The sequence below is a fragment of the Streptomyces sp. HUAS ZL42 genome, from assembly GCF_040782645.1.
In the GTDB taxonomy this organism is placed as follows: Bacteria; Actinomycetota; Actinomycetes; order Streptomycetales; family Streptomycetaceae; genus Streptomyces.
Genome location: NZ_CP160403.1, coordinates 8,386,034 through 8,406,619 on the forward strand (window position 1 = coordinate 8,386,034; position 20,586 = coordinate 8,406,619).

Below are 20,586 nucleotides of genomic sequence, written 5' to 3' on the forward strand. Positions count from 1 at the left end.
TGGCCGAGCCGGCGGGAGACCTCGTGTAGCGGTTGTCTGCGGCAACAATTCCTTGACCAGGAAGGCGACTTGATGGCGATGGAGGGGCCCCAAGGCGCGGCGCACGTACCACTCGACGTAACGTGCCTCGTATGGTGGCGATCCTGCGGTGCACTTCTGATGAAGAGACGTTTCTTGCCCATCTTCGGCGGCCGGGCCAGTTCGAGGCCGGCTGGGAGTCGGTCGGGGAACGTGACGTATGGAAGAGCAGTCACGTCGTTCTCGTAGTGACCGGACAGGCGAGCGGTCGGCCCCTTGTCGAGTACGTCGGGCATGCCAAGAGTGGCCGGCGCGCGGGCACGTTCCGTAAGACGATCGAGGTGACGCAGCTTCATCGCATCAAGCCCCCCGTCCCGATGGAGCAGCTGTCTGATCTGATGCATCCGCGGCACCGGCGCGTGACCGGCTTGTCCGGCGCGCTGACGAAGCGTGCCGGGGAGGAGTTGCTGGACGCGCTCACCACATCTCGTGCCGATCTCGCTGATGTCATTGCTCGCCTGCAAGAACGGGTGGGTGGGTTTCGCATCCTCGGCCGAGTGCGGGAGCTCTTCGTGGAGGAACGAGACGCCACCGGGCTGGCGCTTCAGCTAGGAGGATTCGATCGGAGCATCATCGGTGAAGCACGCTTTCCGGATGAGGACGGGGACCGCGTGCCGGTCCTCGCTACGCTGCCAGGTCATCCAGCACACGAGGATCATCTCGTCTTCCATGATGCGCAACGGTTCTCGGATTGGATCGGCAGCGATGCTGAGCACCTCGCGAAACGGGTTTTCAGTAAGGGAGATCAGAAGCTCTTCATAGCTAACGTCAACCGCCTGCCAGCGGAGGACACGCTGGGGATCGACTTGATCTACCACCATGTGAATCGGGACAGCTTCGTCCTTGTCCAGTACAAGAAGATGCAGCAAATGGGAGCGGGCCGCAGTGAGTGGGGATATCGCCCGGACGCTGACTTGGACGAGCAGCTGAAGCGCATGAGGGACGTCGAAGAAGCGTGCAGAAAGCTCGACCAGGAACCGCCCCTCGACTACCGCCTCGACCCGCAGCCCTGCTGGATCAAGTTCTGCAAGGCCGAGCAGACGGCGCCCAAGGGAGATGCGCTGATCGGCGGGATGTACTTGACGCGGGAGCATATTGAGTGGCTGCGCCACCAGCCCGGTCTCGCGACCGGCCCGAAAGGGGGAGAAGTCTTTGGTTATCACACGGTGCCCCGATACTTCGATAACACTACCTTCACTCAGCTCGTCCAGGACGGCTGGATCGGCACTCGCGGCAAGGCAAGCGGAATCATCCGGGACCAGATCGAGGCCAGTCTCAATGGCTCGCGTTCCTTGGTCTTCGCGGCACTTATCGGCGACGAGATGACGCAGGCCGAGCGTACGAGAGAGCGGCGAGGAGGCTCAGCGGGCTGACCATCGAAGCGTCTGCTCTATACAAAAACGTGATCAGGTTGTGTTGCCGCGCAGGCGCGCGAGGGCGACAGCATGTCCTTGAGATGATGTTCTGGCGGCCGGTTGGCGGCTGTCACGTCCAGGGCGATCACGCGCAGGCAAGGGGAGGATGCGGGGGACATGGCGGGAGCGGATGACGACGACGTCGCTGGGAAGGTGGAGGCGGAGCTGCCAGCTGTAACGGCAGAGGCCGAAGTGGAGGTCAAGGACTTCCACTTTCCGCCTGTGCTGAACGGTCTCGACTTCCTCCAAAGCGCGGTCAAGTCGCTGTCAGGCGAGGACGGCAGCCCGGCCCCGCGCGACCTGAAATACGCCGTGCTGCACCTCCAAGCCGCGGCCGAGACTCTGTTCAAGGCTCGGCTGGAGATGGAGGACCCCAGCCTCGTCTGGAGCAAGCCCGCGACTTTCGACCAAGCCAAGCACGAGGCCGGCATCTTCCACAGCTGCGGCATCAATGCGGCCCTGGAGCGGCTGCGCGACGACGTCGGCATCAAGACGGCCATCGAGCCTAAGTACGCCGACCTGGAGGCGTTGGCCAACCTGCGCAACCGACTCCAGCACTTCGGAGCCAAGGACACAACCATCGCCGTCCAGGCGAGGACCATCCCGGTGCTCGACCTGCTGCTCAATTTCATCGACACCGACGTGTTGCCTCACGACTCCTCCCCCGAGGCGTGGGACGCGCAACTTCAGATGGACGACATCCGGGCCGGATTCAGGCACCTCAAGGACTTCGTCGCCCACCGACTTGAAGCGCTGGGTGAGGTCCTGGATACCTTCAAGGACTCCACGGTTGCCTGCCTGTCCTGCGGCCAGTTCGCCGTCGTGCTGGACGGCAACGAGTCAGTCCAGTGCTCTCTGTGTGGACGTCGGTATGGCGGCGGCTCCGACGCCGCTTGGGAGTTCGCCGGCACCAGCTACTACTCGGTTGTGACGGATGGCGGTGACACCCCCGTGCACGACTGCTCTGAATGTGGCACGACCGCTGTCTTTGCCGCTCCTCTCGCGAGCTCGGACGGGGTGGACGTGTTGATCTGCTTCGCCGACGGCAACACGTTCGAGGGCATCTGCCAGTACTGCGGTCGGGCAGCCGACTTTGCGTTGGAGGAAGCAGAGATGTGTCAGGACTGCCTTGATACGCGATTCGCCAAGTTCTGAGAGCCTGCACGAGCACGGTGTGTTGCTGGGGTCGGCATCTTTCAGCAGAGCATGGCGGACCAGCGGCATCGGAAAGGTCAATCAATTCCACTGGCGCGATGGTTGATGTGAGATCGCGATGTGAGGTCAGTGGTGGATCAGGTGCTTCCAGGCGTTAGCGTGGTGGGTGTCAGTCCGGGGTTCCCGTGCTGACTTGTGCTGGTTTTTTGGGGCGTTACCGAGAGAAACATGCAGGTCAGAGCCGTTTCATGAAATTGCTGCACACTTCCGACTGGCACCTCGGCCGGGCGTTCCACCGGGTGAACATGCTCGGTGCCCAGGCCGAGTTCATCGGCCACCTCGTCACGACCGTGCGGGAGCACGACGTCGACGCGGTGGTCGTGTCGGGAGACGTGTACGACCGGGCGGTGCCGCCGCTCGCCGCGGTCGAGCTGTTCGACGACGCCCTGCACCGGCTCGCCGAACTCGGTGTGCCGACGGTGATGATCTCGGGCAACCACGACTCGGCCCGGCGGCTCGGCGTGGGCGCGGGACTGATCGGCCGCGCGGGCATCCATCTGCGGACCGATCCTTCGGCGGCCGGGACACCGGTGGTGCTGGCCGACACTCATGGGGACGTGGCCTTCTACGGCCTGCCCTATCTCGAACCGGCCCTGGTGAAGGACGAGTTCGGGGTGGAGAAGCCAGGTCATGAGGCAGTGCTCGCCGCCGCCATGGACCGGGTCCGCGCCGACCTCGCCACCCGCGCGCCCGGCACGCGGTCCGTCGTCCTCGCCCACGCCTTCGTGACCGGCGGGGAAGCCAGCGACAGCGAACGGGACATCACCGTCGGCGGGGTGGCCGCCGTGCCCGCCGGAGTCTTCGACGGCGTCGACTACGCGGCACTGGGCCACCTGCACGGCTGCCAGACCATCACCGAACGCGTGCGCTACTCCGGTTCCCCACTGCCCTACTCCTTCTCGGAGGCCGGCCACCGCAAGACCATGTGGCTCGTCGACCTGGGCGCCGACGGCTCGCCGATCGCCGAGCGGATCGACTGCCCGGTGCCGCGCGCGCTGGCCCGAATCCGCGGGACCCTGGAGGAGATCCTCGCCGATCCCGGGCTCACGCGGCACGAGGAGGCGTGGGTCGAGGCCACCCTCACCGACGCCGTCCGCCCGGCCGACCCCATGGCCCGGCTCAGCGAGCGCTTCCCGCACACGCTCAGCCTCGTCTTCGACCCCGAGCGGGCCCCGGACGACCCCGATGTGTCCTACGCCCGGCGGCTCGCCGGCCGCAGCGAGCAGCAGATCGCGGAGGACTTCGTGGCCCATGTGCGCGGCGCCGGGCCCGACGAGCACGAACAGCGCGTGCTGCGCGACGCGTTCGACGCGGTGCGCGCCGACGAGACGGTGCGGGAGGCGGCGCGATGAGGCTGCACCGGCTGGAAGTCACCGCGTTCGGGCCCTTCGGCGGCACGCAGCGCGTCGACTTCGACGCTCTGTCCGCCGCCGGGCTCTTCCTGCTCCACGGGCCGACGGGCGCGGGCAAGACGTCCGTCCTGGACGCCGTGTGCTACGCGCTCTACGGCGCCGTCCCGGGCGCCCGGCAGAGCGGCCAGGGCATGACGCTGCGCAGCGACCACGCCGCACGGGGCACGCGCACCGAGGTGACCCTCGAACTCACCGTGGCGGGACGCCGGTTGGAGATCACCCGGCAGCCGCCCTGGGAGCGGCCCAAGCTGCGCGGCAAGGGGACGACGCTCGACAAGGCCCAGAGCCGGCTGCGCGAGTACGACGCGGTCGCCGGCGCCTGGAAGGACCTCAGCCGCTCGCACCAGGAGATCGGCGAGGAGGTCACCCAGCTGCTCGGCATGAGCCGCGAGCAGTTCTGCCAGGTCGTGCTGCTGCCCCAGGGCGACTTCGCGCGTTTCCTGCGCGCCGACGCCGAGGCCCGCGGACGGCTGCTCGGCCGCCTCTTCGACACCCACCGCTTCGCCGAGGTCGAGAAGCGCCTCGCCGAGCGCCGGCGCGCGGCCGAAGCACAGGTGCGGGACGGGGACGCGGCGCTGCTCGCCGACGCCCACCGGATGCAGCAGGCCGCCGGGGAGGCCATGGACCTGCCGGAGCTGGCCCCGGGTGAACCGGGCCTGGCCGAGGGCGTGCTGACCGCGTCCGCCGTCGCCCGCAGCACCGTCCGCGAACAGCTCACGATCGCCCACTGCGGGCTCGCCGCAGCCGAGTCCGCGCAGGCCGCGGCCGAGCGCGCCCTGGAGGCCGTACGCGAAGTGGCGCGGCTGCAGCGGCGGTTCGCCGAGGCGCGGGAACGGGCCGGGCTGCTTCAGGAGCGGGCCGACGCCCACCAGGAGGCGCAGGCGCGCATGGAGCGGGCCCGCAAGGCGGAGGCCGTGGCGCCGGCGCTGGACCTGCGGGAGGCGGCCGACACCGAGCACCGGCGGGCGGCCGCCGCCGAGGCACGCGCGCGTGACCTGCTGCCGGAGACCTTCGCGGGCGCGGGCGCGACCGGCCTCGCGGCCGCCGCGCGCCGGGCCGCCGAGGAGCTGGGCGGACTGGAGTCGGCCCGCCGGGCCGAGCAGCGGCTGCAGGGGATCGTCGCCGAACGCGCCGACCTGGACCGCCAGGAGCGCGCCGACGAAGAGGTGCTCGCGGAGACCGAGGGCTGGCTCGCCGAGTGGGACGAGAGCCGAGCGGGGCTGCAGGCTCGTATCGAGTCCGCCCAGGAGGCCGCCGGCCGCGCCGAACAGCTCGCCGTCCAGCGTGAACCCGCGCAGAAGCGCCTCAGGGCGGCCCGGCTGCGCGACCAGTTGGGCGTCGACACGGACGACGCCCAGCGGCAGGCGCTCGCCTCGGCGGCGCAGGTGTTGCGGGCCAAGGAGCACTGGCTCGAGCTGAAGGAACAGCGTCTCACCGGCATCGCCGCCGAACTCGCCGCGAACCTCGAGGACGGCGCACCCTGCGCCGTCTGCGGCGCCACCGAACACCCCGCACCCGCGCGCAAGGTCGCGGGGCACGTCGACCGCGAGGCCGAGGAGGCCGCGCTCGCCGCATACCAGCGCGCGGAGGAACGGCACGCCGAGGACGAACAGCGCCTCGGCGTCGTACGCGAGGCGCTCGCCGCAGCCGGCGCCGAGGCGGGCGACACGCCCACAAACCGCCTTGCCGAAGAGGTCGAGGAACTGGAGCAGCTGTACGCGCGGGCGCGACGCGACGCCTCCGGCCTGCACACCGCCCACGAGGAGCTGCGCCGGGCCGAGCAGGAGCACGAGCGGCGGACGGAGGACCGCCGGCAGGCGGAGCTGAGAACCGCCTCCAGGGCGGCGCGCCGGGACACCCTGGACCGGGAACGGACGTCGCTGGAGCAGGAGTTGGCGCAGGCCCGGGGCAGTCTGGACAGCGTGGGCGCGCGGGCCGCGCAGCTGGAGCGGCAGGCCGCGCTGCTCACCGACGCGGCCGACGCGGCGCGTGCCGCCGAGGAGAGCGCCGAGCGGCTCAAGGCGGCCGACGGGCGCCTCGCCGAGGCCGCCTTCCGTGCCGGGTTCGACACCCCGCAGGCCGCGGCCGCGGCGCTCCTCGACGATGCCGCCCACCGGGAGCTGCAACGGCGCCTTGACGCCTGGCAGTCCGAGGAGGCCGCCGTACGTGCCGTCCTCGCCGAGGCCGGCACGGCGGCCGCCGCCCAGCAGCCCCCCGCCGACCTCGCCGCGGCGGAACAGGAGGCGGCAGCCGCGGCCGAGCGGCTGCGCGCAGCCGCCTCCAGGCGGGACGCGGCCGCCCGGCGCTGCACCGAACTCGACCGTCTCTCCGCGCGCGCGACCACAGGAGTACGACGGCTGGCCCCGCTGCGCGAGGAGTACGACCGCGTGGCCCGCCTGGCCGCGCTCACCGCGGGCACCTCGGCCGACAACGAACGCAAGATGCGTCTGGAGTCGTACGTGCTGGCGGCCCGCCTGGAGCAGGTGGCCGCCGCCGCGACCGTGCGCCTGCAGCGCATGTCGTCCGGCCGCTATACCCTCGTGCACTCCGACGACCGGGCGGGCCGCGGGCGCAGCGGGCTCGGGCTGCACGTCGTCGACGCCTGGACCGGCCGTGAGCGCGACACGGCGACACTGTCGGGCGGCGAGACCTTCTTCGCCTCGCTCGCGCTGGCCCTCGGCCTCGCCGACGTGGTCACCGACGAGGCCGGCGGGGTCCGCCTGGACACCCTCTTCATCGACGAGGGCTTCGGCAGCCTCGACGACCAGACCCTCGACGAGGTCCTCGACGTCCTCGACTCCCTGCGCGAGCGCGACCGCAGCGTCGGCATCGTCAGCCATGTCGCCGACCTGCGGCGGCGGATCCATGCTCAGCTGGAGGTCGTCAAGGAGAGGTCGGGGTCGGTGGTACGGCAGCGGGGGATCGGCTAGTGCCCCGGGGCATCGGCCCAATGGGCGTCGTCGGGCGGGTACCCCCGTCTCAGTGCCCCAGCGGTCGCCGGGGGAGCGGTGACGAGTAGACGACGCTCGTCGTGACCGAGCCCAGCGCGCCGATCTTGCCCGACACCTCTTCCAGATGGCGCATCGAGCGTGCCGCGACCTTGATGACGAAGCAGTCGTCGCCCGTCACATGGTGCGCCTCGAGGATCTCCGGAGTCGCCGCGACCAGGTCGTGGAACGGCTTGTAGTTTCCGGTCGGGTAGCGCAGGCGGACGAAGGCCAGGATGGGCAGGCCGAGCCGCTCCGGGTCCACGACCGCCGCATACCCCTGGATGACGCCGGCCTCCTCGAGCCGGCGCACCCGCTCCGTGACCGCGCTCGCGGACATCGACACGGCGCGGGCGAGTTCGGCGAAGCCGGTGCGGCCCTCGCGCTGAAGGACATCGAGGATGCGCCAGTCGGTGGCGTCCGGGGAAAACGCGGTCATGGCCGAGAGATAGCAGGGGAATCCCCGGCCGATCAAGAGGTTCGCCGGGGATGGCCTCTTCAAGGCGGTGATCAACAACCGTAGATTCCTGGTCATCGAGAACCGAGAGCGAGAGGGCCAGACCATGAGCATCGTCACGACCGCCGCGGTGAACCCCGTCCTGCGCGTCGCCCCCGCGGCCCCGGCCGAGGCCGCCGCGTACTTCCGCGCCGGCCTCGTCTTCCACGCCGACGTCTCCGACGTCGCGGCCGCACTCGCGGCCGGTGACGACCCCGGTTTCGTCGTCCTGGACTCCCGCTCCACCGAGTCCTGGGACCAGGGCCACATCCCCGGCGCGATCCACCTGCCGACCGCGCTGATCCCCGAGCAGGCCGAACAACTCCTCGACAAGAACGTGCCCGTCGTGACCTACTGCTGGGGCCCGGGCTGCAACGGCGCGACCCGTGCGGCGCTCGCCCTCGCCGAACTCGGCTACCAGGTCAAGGAGATGCTGGGCGGCTTCGAGTACTGGGCGCGTGAAGGCTTCGAGTACGAGACCTGGGAGGGCCGCGAGCGGAGCGCCGCCGACCCGCTGACGGCGCCGGTGGACGCGGAGGACTGCGGCTGCTGAGACAGCGGCCGCTCTGTGGGGCCGCTGTGCGTGTAGGTTCTGCGCCATGGTGCGATACGCGGATCCCGGCGTCGTGGAGTGGGTGGAGTCGGGCGGCGGGCCGCTCATAGCGGTCCCGGAGACGGTGCTGCCCTTCTGGGCGGGCGCCGACGGCGACGAAACGGCCTCGGACTACGACCGGGCCTGCGAGGTCGAGGGCTACGTCGGCCTGCTCCCGGTCGGTGACTCCGCGGCCCTGGTCCTGGGCGACGAGCCCGCCTCGACCGCGTTCCTGCCGGAGCACCGAACCTTCGTACGGTGGTGCGCCGCGAACTCCGAGGACGAACTGCTGGCCGGTGTTCCCGCCGCCATCGCCACGGCGTCCTGGGAGGACGAGGTGCAGTGGCAGGTTCCCGGAGCGGTGGTGCTGTTCGACTCGGCCTGGCCCGGCGGCGAAACGGGCCGCACGGACAGCCTGCGGGTCGTGCTGGATCCCGGGAGGTACGCGGTACGCGCGGCCAACGTCCGGCCCGGACCCGAGACGTGGCTGGGACTCGTACAACTGCGGCGGCTCGAGCACGGTTAATGGCGTGCGGCGCGGGCCGGCGCTCCCCATCATGGTGATCCATGCCTGGACTTCCCCACCCTGCCCCCGAAGACCTGCGCCGTGACCCGCTGCCGCTGCGCGGCCGGACCGCGCTGGTCACCGGCGCGAGCCGACGCGTCGGCATCGGCCACGCCGTGGCCCGGCGGCTCGCCGCGTACGGAGCGAGCGTCTATCTGCACCACCATGTGCCGCACGACGCCGCCATGCCCTGGGGTGCCGACCGTCCCGAGGAGGTCCTCGCCTCCGTGCGCGCGGCAGCCGGCGATCCCGAGGCCGGAGTCCTCGCCGGCCCCGGCGACCTCGCCGACCCGGCCGCCCCCGCCGAACTCGTCGCCACCGCTGCCTCGGCACTCGGCGGACGGCTGGACATCCTCGTGGCCAACCACGCTCTCAGCGGCTCCGACGGCACGCTCGACGCGATCGACGCCGCGATGCTCGACGCCCACTGGGCGGTCGACGCCCGCTCCGTGCTGCTGCTCGTCCAGGCCTACGCACGGCTGCGCGCCGCGCTGCCGCCGCGGACGCCGGGCGGCCGCGTGATGATGATGACCTCGGGACAGGACATCGCGGGTGGCATGCCCGGAGAGATCGCGTACGCCCTTCAGAAAGGCGCTCTCGCCTCGATCACCCGCTCCCTGTCCACCACGCTCGCCGAGCACGCGATCACCGTCAACACGATCAACCCCGGCCCTGTGGACACGGGTTACCTGACCGGCGAGGCGCACGCGGCCGTCGCCGCGTGCTTCCCCGCCGGCCGGTGGGGCCTGCCGGACGACCCGGCCCGCCTCATCGCCTGGCTGGCGACGGACGAGGCGGGCTGGGTGACCGGTCAGGTGATCGACTCGGAGGGCGGTTTCCGGCGCTGATCAGAGGGCGGACAGCTCGTCCACCAGATCGTCCAGGCCCAGGGAGCCCTGGGAGAGGGCGGCCATGTGCCAGGCCCTGAGGTCGAAGGCGTCGCCGTGCCGCTTGCGGGCGTTCTCGCGGCCCAGCAGCCAGGCCCGCTCACCGAGCTTGTAGCCGATCGCCTGGCCCGGGATCGTCAGGTAGCGGGTCAGTTCGCTCTCCACGAAGTCCGCCGGGCGGCTGCTGTGCGCACCGAAGAACTCCTGGGCCAGCTCGGGCGTCCACCGCTCACCCGGGTGGAAGGGGGAGTCCGCCGGGATCTCCAGCTCCAGGTGCATGCCGATGTCGACGATGACCCGCGCGGCCCGCATCATCTGGGCGTCGAGGTAGCCGAGCCGCTCCTCCGCGTCCGTGAGGAAGCCGAGCTCGTCCATCAGCCGCTCGGCGTACAGCGCCCAGCCCTCGGCGTTGGCGCTGACCCCGCCGAGGGTGGCCTGGTAGCGGGAGAGGTCCGCGGCGACGTGCGCCCACTGCGCGAGCTGGAGATGGTGACCGGGGACGCCCTCGTGGTACCAGGTCGAGACCAGGTCGTAGACGGGGAAGCGGGTCAGCCCCATCGTCGGCAGCCAGGTGCGGCCGGGCCGCGAGAAGTCCTCCGTCGGGGGCGTGTAGTAGGGCGCCGCCGCGCTGCCGGGCGGCGCGATGCACGACTCCACCTTCCGCACCCGCTCCGCGAGTTCGAAGTGCGTGCCGTCGAGCTCCGCGATCGCCCGGTCCATCAGGCCCTGCAGCCACTCACGGACCTCGTCGACACCTTCGATATGCCTGCCGTGCTCGTCGAGGTGCGCGAGCGCCACCCACGGAGTCTCGGCGCCGGGCAGGATCTTCTCCGCCTCCTGCTTCATCTCGCCGAGGATGCGGTGGAACTCGGACCAGCCGTACGCGTACGCCTCGTCCAGGTCGAGGTCCGTGCCGTTGAAGTAGCGCGCCCAGCGTGCGTAGCGCTCCCGGCCCACCGTGTTCGGCGCGCCCTCGACCTCCGGCGCGTACACGTCGCGCATCCAGTCCCGCAGTCCGACGACGGCCGCGGTCGCCGCGCTGGCCGCCTCGTCCAGCTCGGTACGCAGCGATTCCGGGCCCGCGGCCGCGAAGTCCTCGAACCAGCCGCGTCCCGAGCCGTCCGTGTCCGCCCACTCGGTGAGCTGCTCGACGAAGGTGGCGGTCGGGCGCGGAGCCGCGTACAGCTTGCGCTCCAGACCGAGGGAGAGCGCCTCGCGGTATCCCGCGAGCGCGGTCGGCACCGCGCGCAGCCGCTCGGCGATCGCCGCCCAGTCCTCCTCCGACTGCGTCGGCGTCACCGTGAACACCTCGCGCACCGAGTGCACGGGCGTCGCCATGTTGCCGACCGCGCGAAGGCCCTCGTCGGCCTCGTGCACGGCGAGTTCCGCGGTGAGCCGCTCACGCAGCAGGCGTGCGCACCGGCGCTCGATGGCACTGTCCGCGCCGGGCTGCCGTTCGGATTCGTCGAGCTTCGCGAGCGTGGCCCGCTGGAGCTCCGCGACGGCTTCCTGGCCCGCCGGTGAGATGTCGGGCAGACGGCTCGAACTCTCCTTAACGCCGAGGTAGGTACCGGTGACCGGATCGAGGGCGATGAGCTCGTCGACGTAGGCGTCGGCGACCTCGCGGGGCAGCGGGCTCTTCGTCTCTGACATGCGGACCATCCTCATACGAGGGGCACCGCACGTCACTCGGATTGAGCTGAGGGCGAAGCAGCACGTCACGCGGTTTGAGCTGAGCTCGCAGGCGGCAGCAGGGGTCCGCAGTCCCACTGCTGGAAGATCAACCGGGTCTCGACGCGGGCCACTTCCCGCCGGGCCGTGAACTCGTCCAGCACCAGGCGTTGCAGATCCGCCATGTCCGCGACCGCGACATGCACGAGGTAGTCGTCGGGTCCGGTGAGATGGAAGACGGTCCGGGCCTCCGGCAGCGCCCTGATCCGCTCCACGAACGGTCCCACCAGCTCCCGCCGATGCGGCCTGACCTGCACGGACAGCAGGGCCTGCAGCCCCCGCCCCAGCTTCGCGGGATCGAGCCGCAACTGATGACCGAGGATCACGCCCGAGCGGCGCAGCCTGGTCACCCGGTCCAGACACGTGGACGCCGCGATCCCGACCTGCGCGGCGAGATCGCGGTAGGTCGTCCGGGCGTCGTTCTGCAGGAGCCGCAGCAGATGAAGATCCACCGGGTCCAGTACGACGGATTCGGCCATTGGCCGAACGTAGCACGGTGTTCGATCCCGGTGAGCCGGTCGGTGTTCACCCTTCCGCTCATGGACATGCCCATGGACTCAGCGCGCAGGGGGCCGTCGTACGACGGCGCAGGCACCGCACCGAGAGCACTGGCGACAGAGGCCGTGCACGCCGGCCGCGACGATCTCGCCCGGCAGGGGCTGCACGCCCCGCCGATCGACCTGTCCACCACCTACCCGTCCCACGACAGCCGTGGCGAGGCCGCCCGCATCGACGCCTTCGCCGCCACCGGCGCCGAACCGGACGGCCCGCCGGTGTACGCCCGGCTGGGCAACCCGACCGTCGCCCGCTTCGAAACCGCCCTGGCCCGCCTCGAGGGGACCGAGGCCGCGGTCGCCTTCGCCAGCGGCATGGCCGCACTGAGCGCGGTCCTCCTCGTACGCGCCTCGCTCGGCCTGCGCCATGTCGTGGCCGTACGCCCCCTGTACGGCTGCAGCGACCACCTCCTGACCGCCGGACTGCTCGGCTCGGAGGTGACCTGGACCGACCCGGCCGGGATCGCGGACGCACTGCGACCGGACACCGGGCTGGTCATGGTGGAGTCCCCGGCGAATCCGACTCTCGCCGAAGTGGACCTGCGGGCCGTCGCCCACGCGTGCGGCTCCGTGCCGCTGCTCGCGGACAACACCTTCGCCACGCCCGTGCTGCAGCGTCCCGCCGAGCAGGGCGCACGGCTGGTGCTGCACAGCGCCACCAAGTACCTCGGCGGGCACGGTGACGTGATGGCAGGCGTCGTGGCCTGCGACGAGGAGTTCGCCGGCCGGCTGCGGCAGGTGCGGTTCGCCACCGGAGGGGTGCTGCATCCTCTGGCCGGCTATCTGCTGCTGCGCGGTCTGTCGACCCTGCCGGTGCGGGTGCGGGCCGCCTCAGCGAACGCCGCCGAACTGGCCCGCCGCCTCGCCGCCGACCCGCGCGTCACCCGCGTCCACTACCCGCGCATCGGGGGCGCGATGATCGCCTTCGAGGTCCACGGCGACCCGCACGAGGTCATCGCCGGAGTCCGGCTGATCACCCCGGCCGTGAGCCTCGGCAGCGTCGACACCCTGATCCAGCATCCGGCGTCCATCAGCCACCGGATCGTCGACGCGGACGACCGCCGGGGAGCGGGCGTCAGCGACCGGTTGCTGCGCCTGTCCGTGGGGCTGGAGGACGTGGAGGACCTGTGGGCCGACCTGGACCGCGCGCTGGGAGAGCGGCAGAGGCCGCCGGCGTCGGCCGGCGTGCGGGAGACGGTCCCGGGCATCTGAGCCGGGCCGTCCGCGGGATGCCGAACGCCCGTCGGGACCCCGTCCGACGGGCGTTTCGGCCGACGACGCTCAGTCCCGGGCGCAGCGCTCCTGCTGCTCGTGCGACGGCCCGGTCGCGATCGCCACCGCGTCCAGACGGGCCGTGATCACCAGGGTGCCCTCCTCGATCTGGTAGTCGAGGGGGAGTCCCAGGCCGCGCATCGCGGCGACCATGCCCGTGTTGGAGGACTGCGTCACGGCGTACACGCTCGCGCAGCCCGCCTCGACCGCCATCGACACCAGCCGGCCGAGGAGTTCGGCGCCGAGGCCCCGCCGCTGCCAGTCGTCCTCGATGAGCAGCGCGACCTCGGTCTCGTCCCCGTCCCACAGCAGGTGACCGAGCCCGACGACGCGCCCCGACGCGGTCTGTGCCGCCAGCGTCCGGCCGAAGCGCGGGCTGAGCAGGTGGTTGAGGTAACGGTCCGCGTCACCGACCGGCCCGTGGTACCGCATCCCCAGCGTCCGGGACGAGCACCGCTCGTGCATCGCCTTCGCCGCCTCCACGTCGCCGGTGTCGGCCCGGCGTACGGTGATGGCGTTGCCCTCGGGCAGTGTCAGCACGTCCTGGCGGCGCGGGACCCGTGGACCGAGCCGGGTGTCCAGCTCGACCAGTGCCCGGGCCCGTGCGAACTCGGTCGGGGTGAACGGCAGATACGGCCGTTCCACGGTGATCACTCCGCCTTCCGGTGCCCGCAGCCGCATCACGGTGTCCTCCAGTGCCCCCTCCACCGGCACGCCCTCCGGGGCGCGGCCTCCGCCGACCGGTGTGGCGGGCAGGGAGCGGATGGTGCACCGCCCCAGCAACTGCCGCAGCGCGAGCGGCAGTTCCGCCGCGTCGAGCGCGGTGCGGGTGGCCAGGCCCAGGACTCGGGTGGGCGCGTCGACCAGATCGTGGGCGTCGGCCCGCTCGATCCAGGTGCCCGAACCGCCCGCAGCCGACACGGCCCGGGTGATCTCGGCGGCCGGGAGGTCACCGGGGGTGCGGAGCAGGAACTCGTCCACCGTGTCCGCGCCCAGCGGGTGCGTCTGCAGGCTCAGGATGTCGACCCGGTGTTCGGCGAGAGCCGTGCACAGCGCGGCCAGCGACCCCGGTTCGTCCTTCACCGTCGTCCGCATCCGCCACAGCGCACTTCCCCCTGAATGCGCGACGGGGGACGGCACCTGCCCGGACGGCCCGGCCGCGCGCTCCGCGGAGCGGGGCCGGGCACCGGTATCGCTCGTAGGCGGTGCGTGACCGTGGCGGCGTGACCACCATGCGTGGAAGCCCGCGACCACGGTGCGCCGCCAAGGGCGCACCGGACGCCCGTTTTTCGCTCGTGTCACATCAGGGATGTTCCGATTCATGTAGCCACTGTGAAGGAAGGGTGTTGCGTGATCACGAACGGTTTGTGACCGATGAGTAAAGACTGCTTATGGATGCATTTGTAGAATTTCGCACCTTCGGGCCGCGCACCGGGGGGACGACCTCGGCGCGCGGCACGCGTCCAGGCTACGGGCGTTACTGACCGACCAGGCCCGGCTGCAGCACCTGCGTGAACAGCACCGTGCCGTCCTGCTCACGCAGCCGTACCGTCAGCTCGCCGCTGTCGCCGTCGATGTCGACCTCTCCGAAGAACTGGTAACCGCCGGCGGGTGAGACGTTCGCCGCGGTCGGCGCCTTCACGAACACCCGCTGCGGACCGAAGGTGCTGTCCAGCGCGTTGGCCGGGAACGCACCGGCGTTGAGTGGTCCCGACACGAACTCCCAGAACGGTTCGAAGTCGGTGAAGGCCGCACGCGACGGCTGGTAGTGCTGGGCCGAGGTGTGGTGGACGTCGGCAGTCAGCCACACGGTGCCGGTGATGCGCCGGTGCTTGATGTACCGCAGCAGCTCGGCGATCTGCAGCTCACGGCCCAGCGGCGCGCCCGGGTCGCCCTGCGCCACGGCCTCGATGTGCGGCTTGCCCTCGGTGGTGTCCGGCACGATCAGCCCGAGCGGCATGTCCGCGGCGATCACCTTCCACACCGCACGCGACCGCGACAGCTCCCGCTTGAGCCACTCCAGTTGCTCACGGCCGAGGATGCCCTGGGGGTCCACGGTCTGGTCGTCGGGCGAGTTGGCGTTGCGGTACGTCCGCATGTCCAGCACGAACACGTCGAGCAGGGCGCCGTGGCGCAGTACCCGGTACACGCGGCCGTCCTCGGCGCCCGGCCGCAGGGTGGAGATCGGGAAGTACTCGCTGAACGCCCGCCGGGCACGCGCCGCCAGCACGTCGATGCTCTTCTCGGTGTAGCGGGTGTCCGTGGAAGCGATCACCTCGCCCGGGTACCAGTTGTTGCGGACCTCGTGGTCGTCCCACTGGACGACGGACGGGACCTGTGCGTTGAACCGCCGGAGGTTCTCGTCCAGCAGGTTGTAGCGGAAGTTGCCGCGGAACTCGGCCAGCGTCTCGGCGACCTTCGACTTCTCCTCGGTGGTGATGTTCCGCCAGGTGCTGCCGTCCGGCAGGGCGGCCGTCGCCGAGATCGGGCCGTCGGCGTAGACGTTGTCGCCGCTGCAGAGGAAGAAGTCCGGGTCCAGTGCGGCCATGGCGTTGTAGATCGTGTAGCCGCCGAAGTCGGGGTTGATGCCCCAGCCCTGCCCGGCCAGATCGCCGGACCACAGGAAGCGCACCCCGTGGCGGCGCCCGAGCGGCACCGTGCGGAAGGTTCCCGTCACCGGCTCGCCGGTGCGGCGAGGGTCGTCGGGGTCGGCGAGCAGCACGCGGTAGTGGATCTGCTCGCCCGCAGGCAGCCCGTGCAGCCGGGTCGTCCCGGTGAAGTCCGTGTCCGCGCCGAGCAGCGGACCGTGCCAGCTGCGCGGGTTGCGGAACGACTCGGTCGCCGACGTCTCGACGATCATCCTGGCCGGCCGGTCGGACCGCACCCACACCAGCCCGGAGTCGGACGTCACGTCGCCCGTCTGCACGCCCCAGCCGGCCTTGGGACGTCCGGACAGGGCGAAGGCCGGCGCCGCGCCGAGACCGGCCGGCAGGGTCAGGGCCGCCGACGCGGCCAGTGAGCCGCGCAGGACGCTGCGGCGGCCCGGGAACGGACGGTGTGACATGGGTGCGCCTCCAGGGACGAGAACCGGCCGGTGTGCACAGCCACAACTACTGGTGCGCCGCAGCGCACACGGAAACCACAAGTGAACAACGGGCCGTGGCGGCAGGGCAGCCGGCCCGCGAATCCGTGCCTCACACGCCGCAGGCTTCGGCCATCCGCCGTATCCCCTGCCGGATCCGCGCGGGGGACAGATGCGCATATCCCAGGACCAGCCTCACGGCGTCGTCACCGTCCTGATGACTGCCGGCACGCGCGTGCGTGTAGTCCGGAAGCGTCCGCACCGCGACCTCGGCCGCGGCCATCCGCTCGAGGAACCGTCCCCGGGGCCCGTACCGTTCCGGCAGCGCGGCGATGACGTGCAGGCCGGCGGCGATCCCGGACACCTCGGAACCGGGAAAACACCGCTCCAGCGCGGCGACGAGCGCGTCACGCCGTTCGCGGTACGCGCGCTGGCAGCGGCGCAGCTGGCGGTCGTAGTCGCCGCGCTCCAGGAACCGGGCGAACACCGCCTGGTCGAGGGAGGGGTGGCCGAGATCCATTGTCCGCTTGCGCTCGACGACCTCGTCGGCCAGCGACTCCGGCACGAGCAGCCAGCCGAGCCGCAGCCCCGGAGCGAGGGACTTGCTGACCGACCCCGCGTAGGCCACACGGTCCGGGTCGAGGCCCTGGAGCGCACCCACCGGAGCGCGGTCGTAGCGGAAGTCCCCGTCGTAGTCGTCCTCCAGGACGAAACCGTCCACGGACCGCGCCCAGTCGAGCAGTTCGGCGCGCCGCCGCGCGGAGCAGGCGATCCCGGTGGGGAACTGGTGGGCGGGCGTCGTCACCACCGCCCGTACACCCGACGATCGCAGCGGGCCGACGGCCGGCCCCTCGTCGTCCAGCGGCACGGGCACGGCGGTGACGCCGGCCGCGGCGTACAGGGCACTGTGCTGCGGGCTCCCCGGATCCTCGACGCCGACGGTGCGCATCCCGCGCGCGTGGAGCACGAATCCGAACAGCGTGGTCGCCTGCGCCACCCCCGACACGACCACGATCCGCTCCGGGTCCGCGACCACCCCCCTGCGGCGCCCGAGGAGTTCGGCGAGTGCGGTACGCAGCCGGGGCAGCCCACGCGGATCGGGATAGCCGAGTTCGTGGTGCGGCAGCTCCGCCAGTACGCCGCGCTGTGCGGCGGCCCAGGCGGCACGGGGGAACAGCGACAGGTCCGGTGTCCCGGGCACGAAGTCGGCCGACGAGCCCGGCGGTCGCGGGGCGAGGTCACGCGCGCGTGGGGGTGAGGTGCGCACGGCGTCTCCCACCCAGGTTCCGGCACCCCGGCCGCTGCGCAGGTACCCCTCGGCCGTCAACTGCTCGTACGCCTCCGTGACCAGGCCGCGCGAGACGCCGAGGTCGGCGGCCAGATCCCGGCTCGACGGCAGGCGCGTCCCCGGCGAGAGCCGTCCCGAACGGACCGCCTCACGCAGGGCCGCCTGAAGCGAACGGCCACGCGCGCGTGCCGGCGCCGAGGCGGCCGGCAGGAGCAGCTCCCAGGCGGCGGAGGCGGCGGAACCCGCCGGATTGGTCTGCGATGACGTCATGGAAGTGGACCTTAAACCGGACCGCCCGGCTTCCTAGCGTCGCTGCCATGAACGCCACCACCCTGCGCGGATCCCTGCTCGCCGCGCTCGCCTGTGTCCTCGTCGGAGGGTCCTTCACCGCCAACAGCGTCCTCGGCGACTACCCGTACGCCGGTGGCCAGGCCCTGCGCTACGGCCTCGCCTGCCTGCTGCTGCTCGCGCCGGCCCGTGCGGACGCGAGGACCCGGCTGCGCGGGCTCACGCCCCGCCACTGGGTCCGCCTCGCGCTGCTCGCGGCCGTCGGCATGGTCGGCTTCAACCTGGCCGTCCTCGCGGCGGAACGCTCCGCGGAGCCGGCGGTGCCCGGCGTGTTCGTGGGCTGCGCACCCGTGGCCGTGGCCGTCGCCGTACCGCTCCTCGATGGGCGTCGGCCCCAGCGGATCGTCCTGTACGGGGCGTTGCTCGTCGCCGTCGGTGCTTTCACGGTCCAGGGGTGGGGACGCACGGACGGGCAGGGCATCGCCTTCTCGGTGTGCGCGCTGGCCGGCGAGGTCGGATTCGCGGTCCTCGCCGTGCCCGTGCTGCGGCCGCTGGGCCCCCGGCTGCTGTCCGCGACGGTGTGCGGCATCGCCGCGGTCGAGTCCGTGGTGGCCGGGTTGCTGCTCGACGGCGGTGCGTGGCTGCGGCGGCCGGACACGACCGAGACCGCGGCGCTGCTGTGGCAGGCGGTGGTCGTCACCGTCGTGGGCTTCGTGTGCTGGTACATGGGCATGCAGCGGATCGGCGCGGAGCGCGCCACGCTCTTCTCCGGCCTCATCCCCGTCGCGGCCGCCTGCACCGCGCCGCTCGTCGGAACGGGCTCCTACGGCGTCGCCCAGGGCGTCGGCAGCGCCCTGGTCGGCGCTGGAGTGGCCCTGGGATCAGGTGCGTTGACGCGCGCCCCGCGGGGAACCTGCGGGTACCGAGGGTTCGCGGGGACCGGCAGGGGCGTCACGCCCGTACGCGCGCGGCCGCCTTGGCGGCGGTGCCCTGGGCGCCGGCTCGCCCGGGCCCGTGGGTGCCCGGCCCCCGCACGACGGGGCGCCGGATCCGGCCGTCCGTACGTCAGTGGCTGCCGTCGAGGATGACGCGCGCGACGAGCGCCGGATCGTCGTTCATCGGGCAGTGACCGCAGCCGGGCAGCCGCACCAGCCGGGCGCGGGGAATGATGTGCTTGGCGCGGACACCCTGGCGACGCACGAGCAGCCAGTCCCTGGTGCCCCAGGCCACGGTGACCGGCAGCTCGGGGATGTCGTCGGTGAACCGGACGGTGGTTCCCGCCCGGAGGGTCTGGTCGAACCCGGTGGCCTGCGCCAGGGCGAGCGTCTCGGCGACCACGGCCTCGGGTGAGCGGCGGGCGGGGCGGGCGTAGATCGTGCTCGTCAGTGCCGCGCGGCCCAGCGCCGTGCGCGACAGCTGCTCGACCATCGGCAGCGGCAGACGACGCGAGATGTGCCGCATCGTGAGCAGGATGCCGAAGGCGTAGCGCCGCTCGGCCTCCGACCAGAACCCGGCCGGGGACAGCGCGGTGACGGACCGTACGAGGTTCTCGCGGCCGAGCTCCAGGGCGAGCAGACCGCCGAGCGAGTTGCCCGCCACATGGGGACGATCGAGGTCCATGGCCTCGCAGAACGCGCCGAAGACCTCCGTCGTCGTCGGCAGGTCGTACGCGAGGCCGTCCGGCAGGCCCGGGGACGCGCCGAACCCGGGCAGGTCCACGGCGATCACGTCGCGCTCGGTCGCGAGGATGTCCACGACCGGGTCCCAGGCCTGCCTGTGGTGGCCGATGCCGTGCAGCAGGAGCAGCGGTTCTCCGGTGCCCACGCGCGCGTAGGAGACGGTCACGTTCCGCGGGCCCTGTGCGGAGGGGACCTTGAAGGAGACGGTGGCGGGCATGGTGGTGCTCCTCTGGGACTCACTGACGGACGACTCGTAGACAGCTTGTCAGCAATTGCTACCGGCGGGTAGCCCCCAGTTCCTGTCCGCCACGAGCGCGTACATCCCTCAATGCGCCCGCCGCACCTCGAAGTTGAAGTCGGCATGCCCGAAGCGCCGGAGCAGGCCGAGCCACAGCGGCAGCAGCATCTCCACGCTCCGCGCCTCCCGGATGCCGCCCAGATCCAGCACCCGGTCGGCCGGCCAGCCGAACTCCCCGAGCAGTGCGGTGACCCGTTCCTTGGCGCTCGCGTCGTCACCGCAGACGAAGATGTGGTGCTCGCCCGGCACCCGGCCCGGGTCCACCATCACCTGGCAGTTGACGGTGTTGAGGCTCTTCACCACGCGCGCGTGCGGGAAGGCGCGCTGGATCTGCTCACCGACGCTGTCCGACTCGACGGGCGACAGCCGCAGCTCCCCGTTCTCGAACGCCAGGGGGTTGGAGAGGTCGACCACCACCTTGCCGTCGAGGTTCTCCGCGCCGGCCGCCTCCAGCGCGGCGAGTGCCACGCGTCCGCCGACCGCGTTGACGACCACCTCGGCGGCCGCGGCCGCCTCGGCGAAGGTACCGGCGCCCGCCCGGGCGCCTGCGTGGGCAGCCCATTCAAGGGCGGCCGGATTGTCCTTCGTGCGCGAGCCCAGCATGACGTCGTGGCCGAGCTCCACCAGCTTGCTGCCGATGGTGCGGCCGACGTCGCCCGTGCCCAGTACCGCGTATCGCATGGCGTCCTCCCGTCCTGCGGACCGTGTCGGGCCCCTGGGTCATTCTGCGCCGGACCATCGGAAATC

17 protein-coding genes are annotated in these 20,586 nt (G+C 71.7%); 9 read left to right on the forward strand and 8 right to left on the reverse strand.

Features of this window, described 5'->3' with window-relative positions; all coding sequences use genetic code 11:
• Positions 1–131 precede the first annotated feature (131 nt).
• The 4 genes from ABZO29_RS38235 (at position 132) to ABZO29_RS38250 (ending at position 7,050) form a co-directional block, all read left to right on the forward strand.
• Positions 132–1,451, forward strand: a complete 1,320-nt coding sequence (locus tag ABZO29_RS38235) for a hypothetical protein (protein WP_367324767.1) — start codon at positions 132–134, stop codon at positions 1,449–1,451.
• Positions 1,452–1,610: 159 nt separating this feature from the next.
• Positions 1,611–2,648 carry a hypothetical protein gene (locus ABZO29_RS38240; RefSeq protein WP_367324768.1) on the forward strand — a complete coding sequence of 346 codons (1,038 nt, stop codon included), beginning with the start codon at positions 1,611–1,613 and terminating at the stop codon, positions 2,646–2,648.
• A 248-nt stretch (positions 2,649–2,896) separates the two neighbouring features.
• Positions 2,897–4,060, forward strand: a complete 1,164-nt coding sequence (locus ABZO29_RS38245; RefSeq protein WP_367324769.1) for an exonuclease SbcCD subunit D — start codon at positions 2,897–2,899, stop codon at positions 4,058–4,060.
• Complete coding sequence (locus ABZO29_RS38250; protein ID WP_367324770.1) at positions 4,057–7,050, forward strand: AAA family ATPase; 2,994 nt, start codon at positions 4,057–4,059, stop codon at positions 7,048–7,050. The genes ABZO29_RS38245 and ABZO29_RS38250 overlap by 4 nt, the downstream gene beginning before the upstream one ends.
• Positions 7,051–7,099: 49 nt before the next feature.
• Here the strand turns inward: ABZO29_RS38250 and ABZO29_RS38255 are convergent, their stop codons facing one another.
• Positions 7,100–7,546, reverse strand: coding sequence for an Lrp/AsnC family transcriptional regulator (locus ABZO29_RS38255; RefSeq protein ID WP_367324771.1), 447 nt, complete (start codon positions 7,544–7,546; stop codon positions 7,100–7,102).
• Between the two features lie 124 nt (positions 7,547–7,670).
• Here ABZO29_RS38255 and ABZO29_RS38260 point away from each other — a divergent pair, with 124 nt between their 5' ends.
• Genes ABZO29_RS38260 through ABZO29_RS38270 form a run of 3 tightly spaced genes read left to right on the forward strand, consistent with a single transcriptional unit; the run spans position 7,671 to position 9,608 of the window.
• Positions 7,671–8,156 (forward strand): rhodanese-like domain-containing protein, encoded by a 486-nt coding sequence (locus tag ABZO29_RS38260; RefSeq protein ID WP_367324772.1) that lies wholly within the window; start codon positions 7,671–7,673, stop codon positions 8,154–8,156.
• 46 nt (positions 8,157–8,202) lie between these two features.
• Positions 8,203–8,721, forward strand: coding sequence for an immunity 21 family protein (locus tag ABZO29_RS38265; RefSeq protein WP_367324773.1), 519 nt, complete (start codon positions 8,203–8,205; stop codon positions 8,719–8,721).
• Positions 8,722–8,762: 41 nt separating this feature from the next.
• Complete coding sequence (locus ABZO29_RS38270) at positions 8,763–9,608, forward strand: SDR family oxidoreductase (protein WP_367324774.1); 846 nt, start codon at positions 8,763–8,765, stop codon at positions 9,606–9,608.
• Here ABZO29_RS38270 and ABZO29_RS38275 read toward each other — a convergent pair whose 3' ends face one another.
• Together ABZO29_RS38275 and ABZO29_RS38280 are read right to left on the reverse strand one after the other, a co-directional pair.
• A complete protein-coding gene (locus tag ABZO29_RS38275) occupies positions 9,609–11,300 on the reverse strand; it encodes a DUF885 domain-containing protein (protein ID WP_367324775.1) in 1,692 nt (563 codons plus the stop codon).
• 65 nt (positions 11,301–11,365) lie between these two features.
• A complete protein-coding gene (locus tag ABZO29_RS38280) occupies positions 11,366–11,857 on the reverse strand; it encodes an Lrp/AsnC family transcriptional regulator (RefSeq protein ID WP_367324776.1) in 492 nt (163 codons plus the stop codon).
• A 60-nt stretch (positions 11,858–11,917) separates the two neighbouring features.
• Between ABZO29_RS38280 and ABZO29_RS38285 the strand changes: the two genes are divergently transcribed.
• Positions 11,918–13,144, forward strand: a complete 1,227-nt coding sequence (locus ABZO29_RS38285; protein ID WP_367324777.1) for a PLP-dependent aspartate aminotransferase family protein — start codon at positions 11,918–11,920, stop codon at positions 13,142–13,144.
• Positions 13,145–13,213: 69 nt separating this feature from the next.
• On the opposite strand, the gene ABZO29_RS38290 is transcribed toward ABZO29_RS38285, so the two are convergent.
• From ABZO29_RS38290 to ABZO29_RS38300, 3 genes are all read right to left on the reverse strand, one after another.
• Positions 13,214–14,527 carry a GNAT family N-acetyltransferase gene (locus ABZO29_RS38290; RefSeq protein ID WP_367324778.1) on the reverse strand — a complete coding sequence of 438 codons (1,314 nt, stop codon included), beginning with the start codon at positions 14,525–14,527 and terminating at the stop codon, positions 13,214–13,216.
• A 154-nt stretch (positions 14,528–14,681) separates the two neighbouring features.
• Positions 14,682–16,268 (reverse strand): alkaline phosphatase, encoded by a 1,587-nt coding sequence (locus ABZO29_RS38295; protein WP_367324779.1) that lies wholly within the window; start codon positions 16,266–16,268, stop codon positions 14,682–14,684.
• 130 nt (positions 16,269–16,398) lie between these two features.
• Entirely contained in the window at positions 16,399–17,844 is a 1,446-nt protein-coding gene (locus tag ABZO29_RS38300) for a PLP-dependent aminotransferase family protein (protein WP_367324780.1), read from the reverse strand.
• Between the two features lie 47 nt (positions 17,845–17,891).
• Between ABZO29_RS38300 and ABZO29_RS38305 the strand changes: the two genes are divergently transcribed.
• Complete coding sequence (locus ABZO29_RS38305; RefSeq protein ID WP_367324781.1) at positions 17,892–18,950, forward strand: DMT family transporter; 1,059 nt, start codon at positions 17,892–17,894, stop codon at positions 18,948–18,950.
• Here ABZO29_RS38305 and ABZO29_RS38310 read toward each other — a convergent pair.
• Together ABZO29_RS38310 and ABZO29_RS38315 are read right to left on the reverse strand one after the other, a co-directional pair.
• Positions 18,928–19,758: an alpha/beta fold hydrolase gene (locus ABZO29_RS38310; protein ID WP_367324782.1), complete on the reverse strand. Its 831-nt coding sequence runs from the start codon at positions 19,756–19,758 to the stop codon at positions 18,928–18,930. The genes ABZO29_RS38305 and ABZO29_RS38310 overlap by 23 nt on opposite strands.
• Before the next feature lie 108 nt (positions 19,759–19,866).
• Entirely contained in the window at positions 19,867–20,520 is a 654-nt protein-coding gene (locus ABZO29_RS38315; protein WP_367324783.1) for an NADPH-dependent F420 reductase, read from the reverse strand.
• Positions 20,521–20,586 lie beyond the last annotated feature (66 nt).

Bases quoted from the DNA above. Each gene is read 5' to 3' on its own strand.
- ABZO29_RS38255 (WP_367324771.1), bottom strand. From the start codon at position 7,546: ATGACCGCGTTTTCCCCGGACGCCACCGACTGGCGCATCCTCGATGTC.
- ABZO29_RS38300 (WP_367324780.1), bottom strand. From the start codon at position 17,844: ATGACGTCATCGCAGACCAATCCGGCGGGTTCCGCCGCCTCCGCCGCC.
- ABZO29_RS38315 (WP_367324783.1), bottom strand. From the start codon at position 20,520: ATGCGATACGCGGTACTGGGCACGGGCGACGTCGGCCGCACCATCGGC.
- ABZO29_RS38260 (WP_367324772.1), top strand. From the start codon at position 7,671: ATGAGCATCGTCACGACCGCCGCGGTGAACCCCGTCCTGCGCGTCGCC.
- ABZO29_RS38235 (WP_367324767.1), top strand. From the start codon at position 132: ATGGTGGCGATCCTGCGGTGCACTTCTGATGAAGAGACGTTTCTTGCC.
- ABZO29_RS38245 (WP_367324769.1), top strand. From the start codon at position 2,897: ATGAAATTGCTGCACACTTCCGACTGGCACCTCGGCCGGGCGTTCCAC.
- ABZO29_RS38250 (WP_367324770.1), top strand. From the start codon at position 4,057: ATGAGGCTGCACCGGCTGGAAGTCACCGCGTTCGGGCCCTTCGGCGGC.
- ABZO29_RS38310 (WP_367324782.1), bottom strand. From the start codon at position 19,758: ATGCCCGCCACCGTCTCCTTCAAGGTCCCCTCCGCACAGGGCCCGCGG.
- ABZO29_RS38240 (WP_367324768.1), top strand. From the start codon at position 1,611: ATGGCGGGAGCGGATGACGACGACGTCGCTGGGAAGGTGGAGGCGGAG.
- ABZO29_RS38270 (WP_367324774.1), top strand. From the start codon at position 8,763: ATGCCTGGACTTCCCCACCCTGCCCCCGAAGACCTGCGCCGTGACCCG.
- ABZO29_RS38295 (WP_367324779.1), bottom strand. From the start codon at position 16,268: ATGTCACACCGTCCGTTCCCGGGCCGCCGCAGCGTCCTGCGCGGCTCA.
- ABZO29_RS38305 (WP_367324781.1), top strand. From the start codon at position 17,892: ATGAACGCCACCACCCTGCGCGGATCCCTGCTCGCCGCGCTCGCCTGT.
- ABZO29_RS38265 (WP_367324773.1), top strand. From the start codon at position 8,203: ATGGTGCGATACGCGGATCCCGGCGTCGTGGAGTGGGTGGAGTCGGGC.
- ABZO29_RS38280 (WP_367324776.1), bottom strand. From the start codon at position 11,857: ATGGCCGAATCCGTCGTACTGGACCCGGTGGATCTTCATCTGCTGCGG.
- ABZO29_RS38275 (WP_367324775.1), bottom strand. From the start codon at position 11,300: ATGTCAGAGACGAAGAGCCCGCTGCCCCGCGAGGTCGCCGACGCCTAC.
- ABZO29_RS38285 (WP_367324777.1), top strand. From the start codon at position 11,918: ATGGACATGCCCATGGACTCAGCGCGCAGGGGGCCGTCGTACGACGGC.
- ABZO29_RS38290 (WP_367324778.1), bottom strand. From the start codon at position 14,527: ATGAATCGGAACATCCCTGATGTGACACGAGCGAAAAACGGGCGTCCG.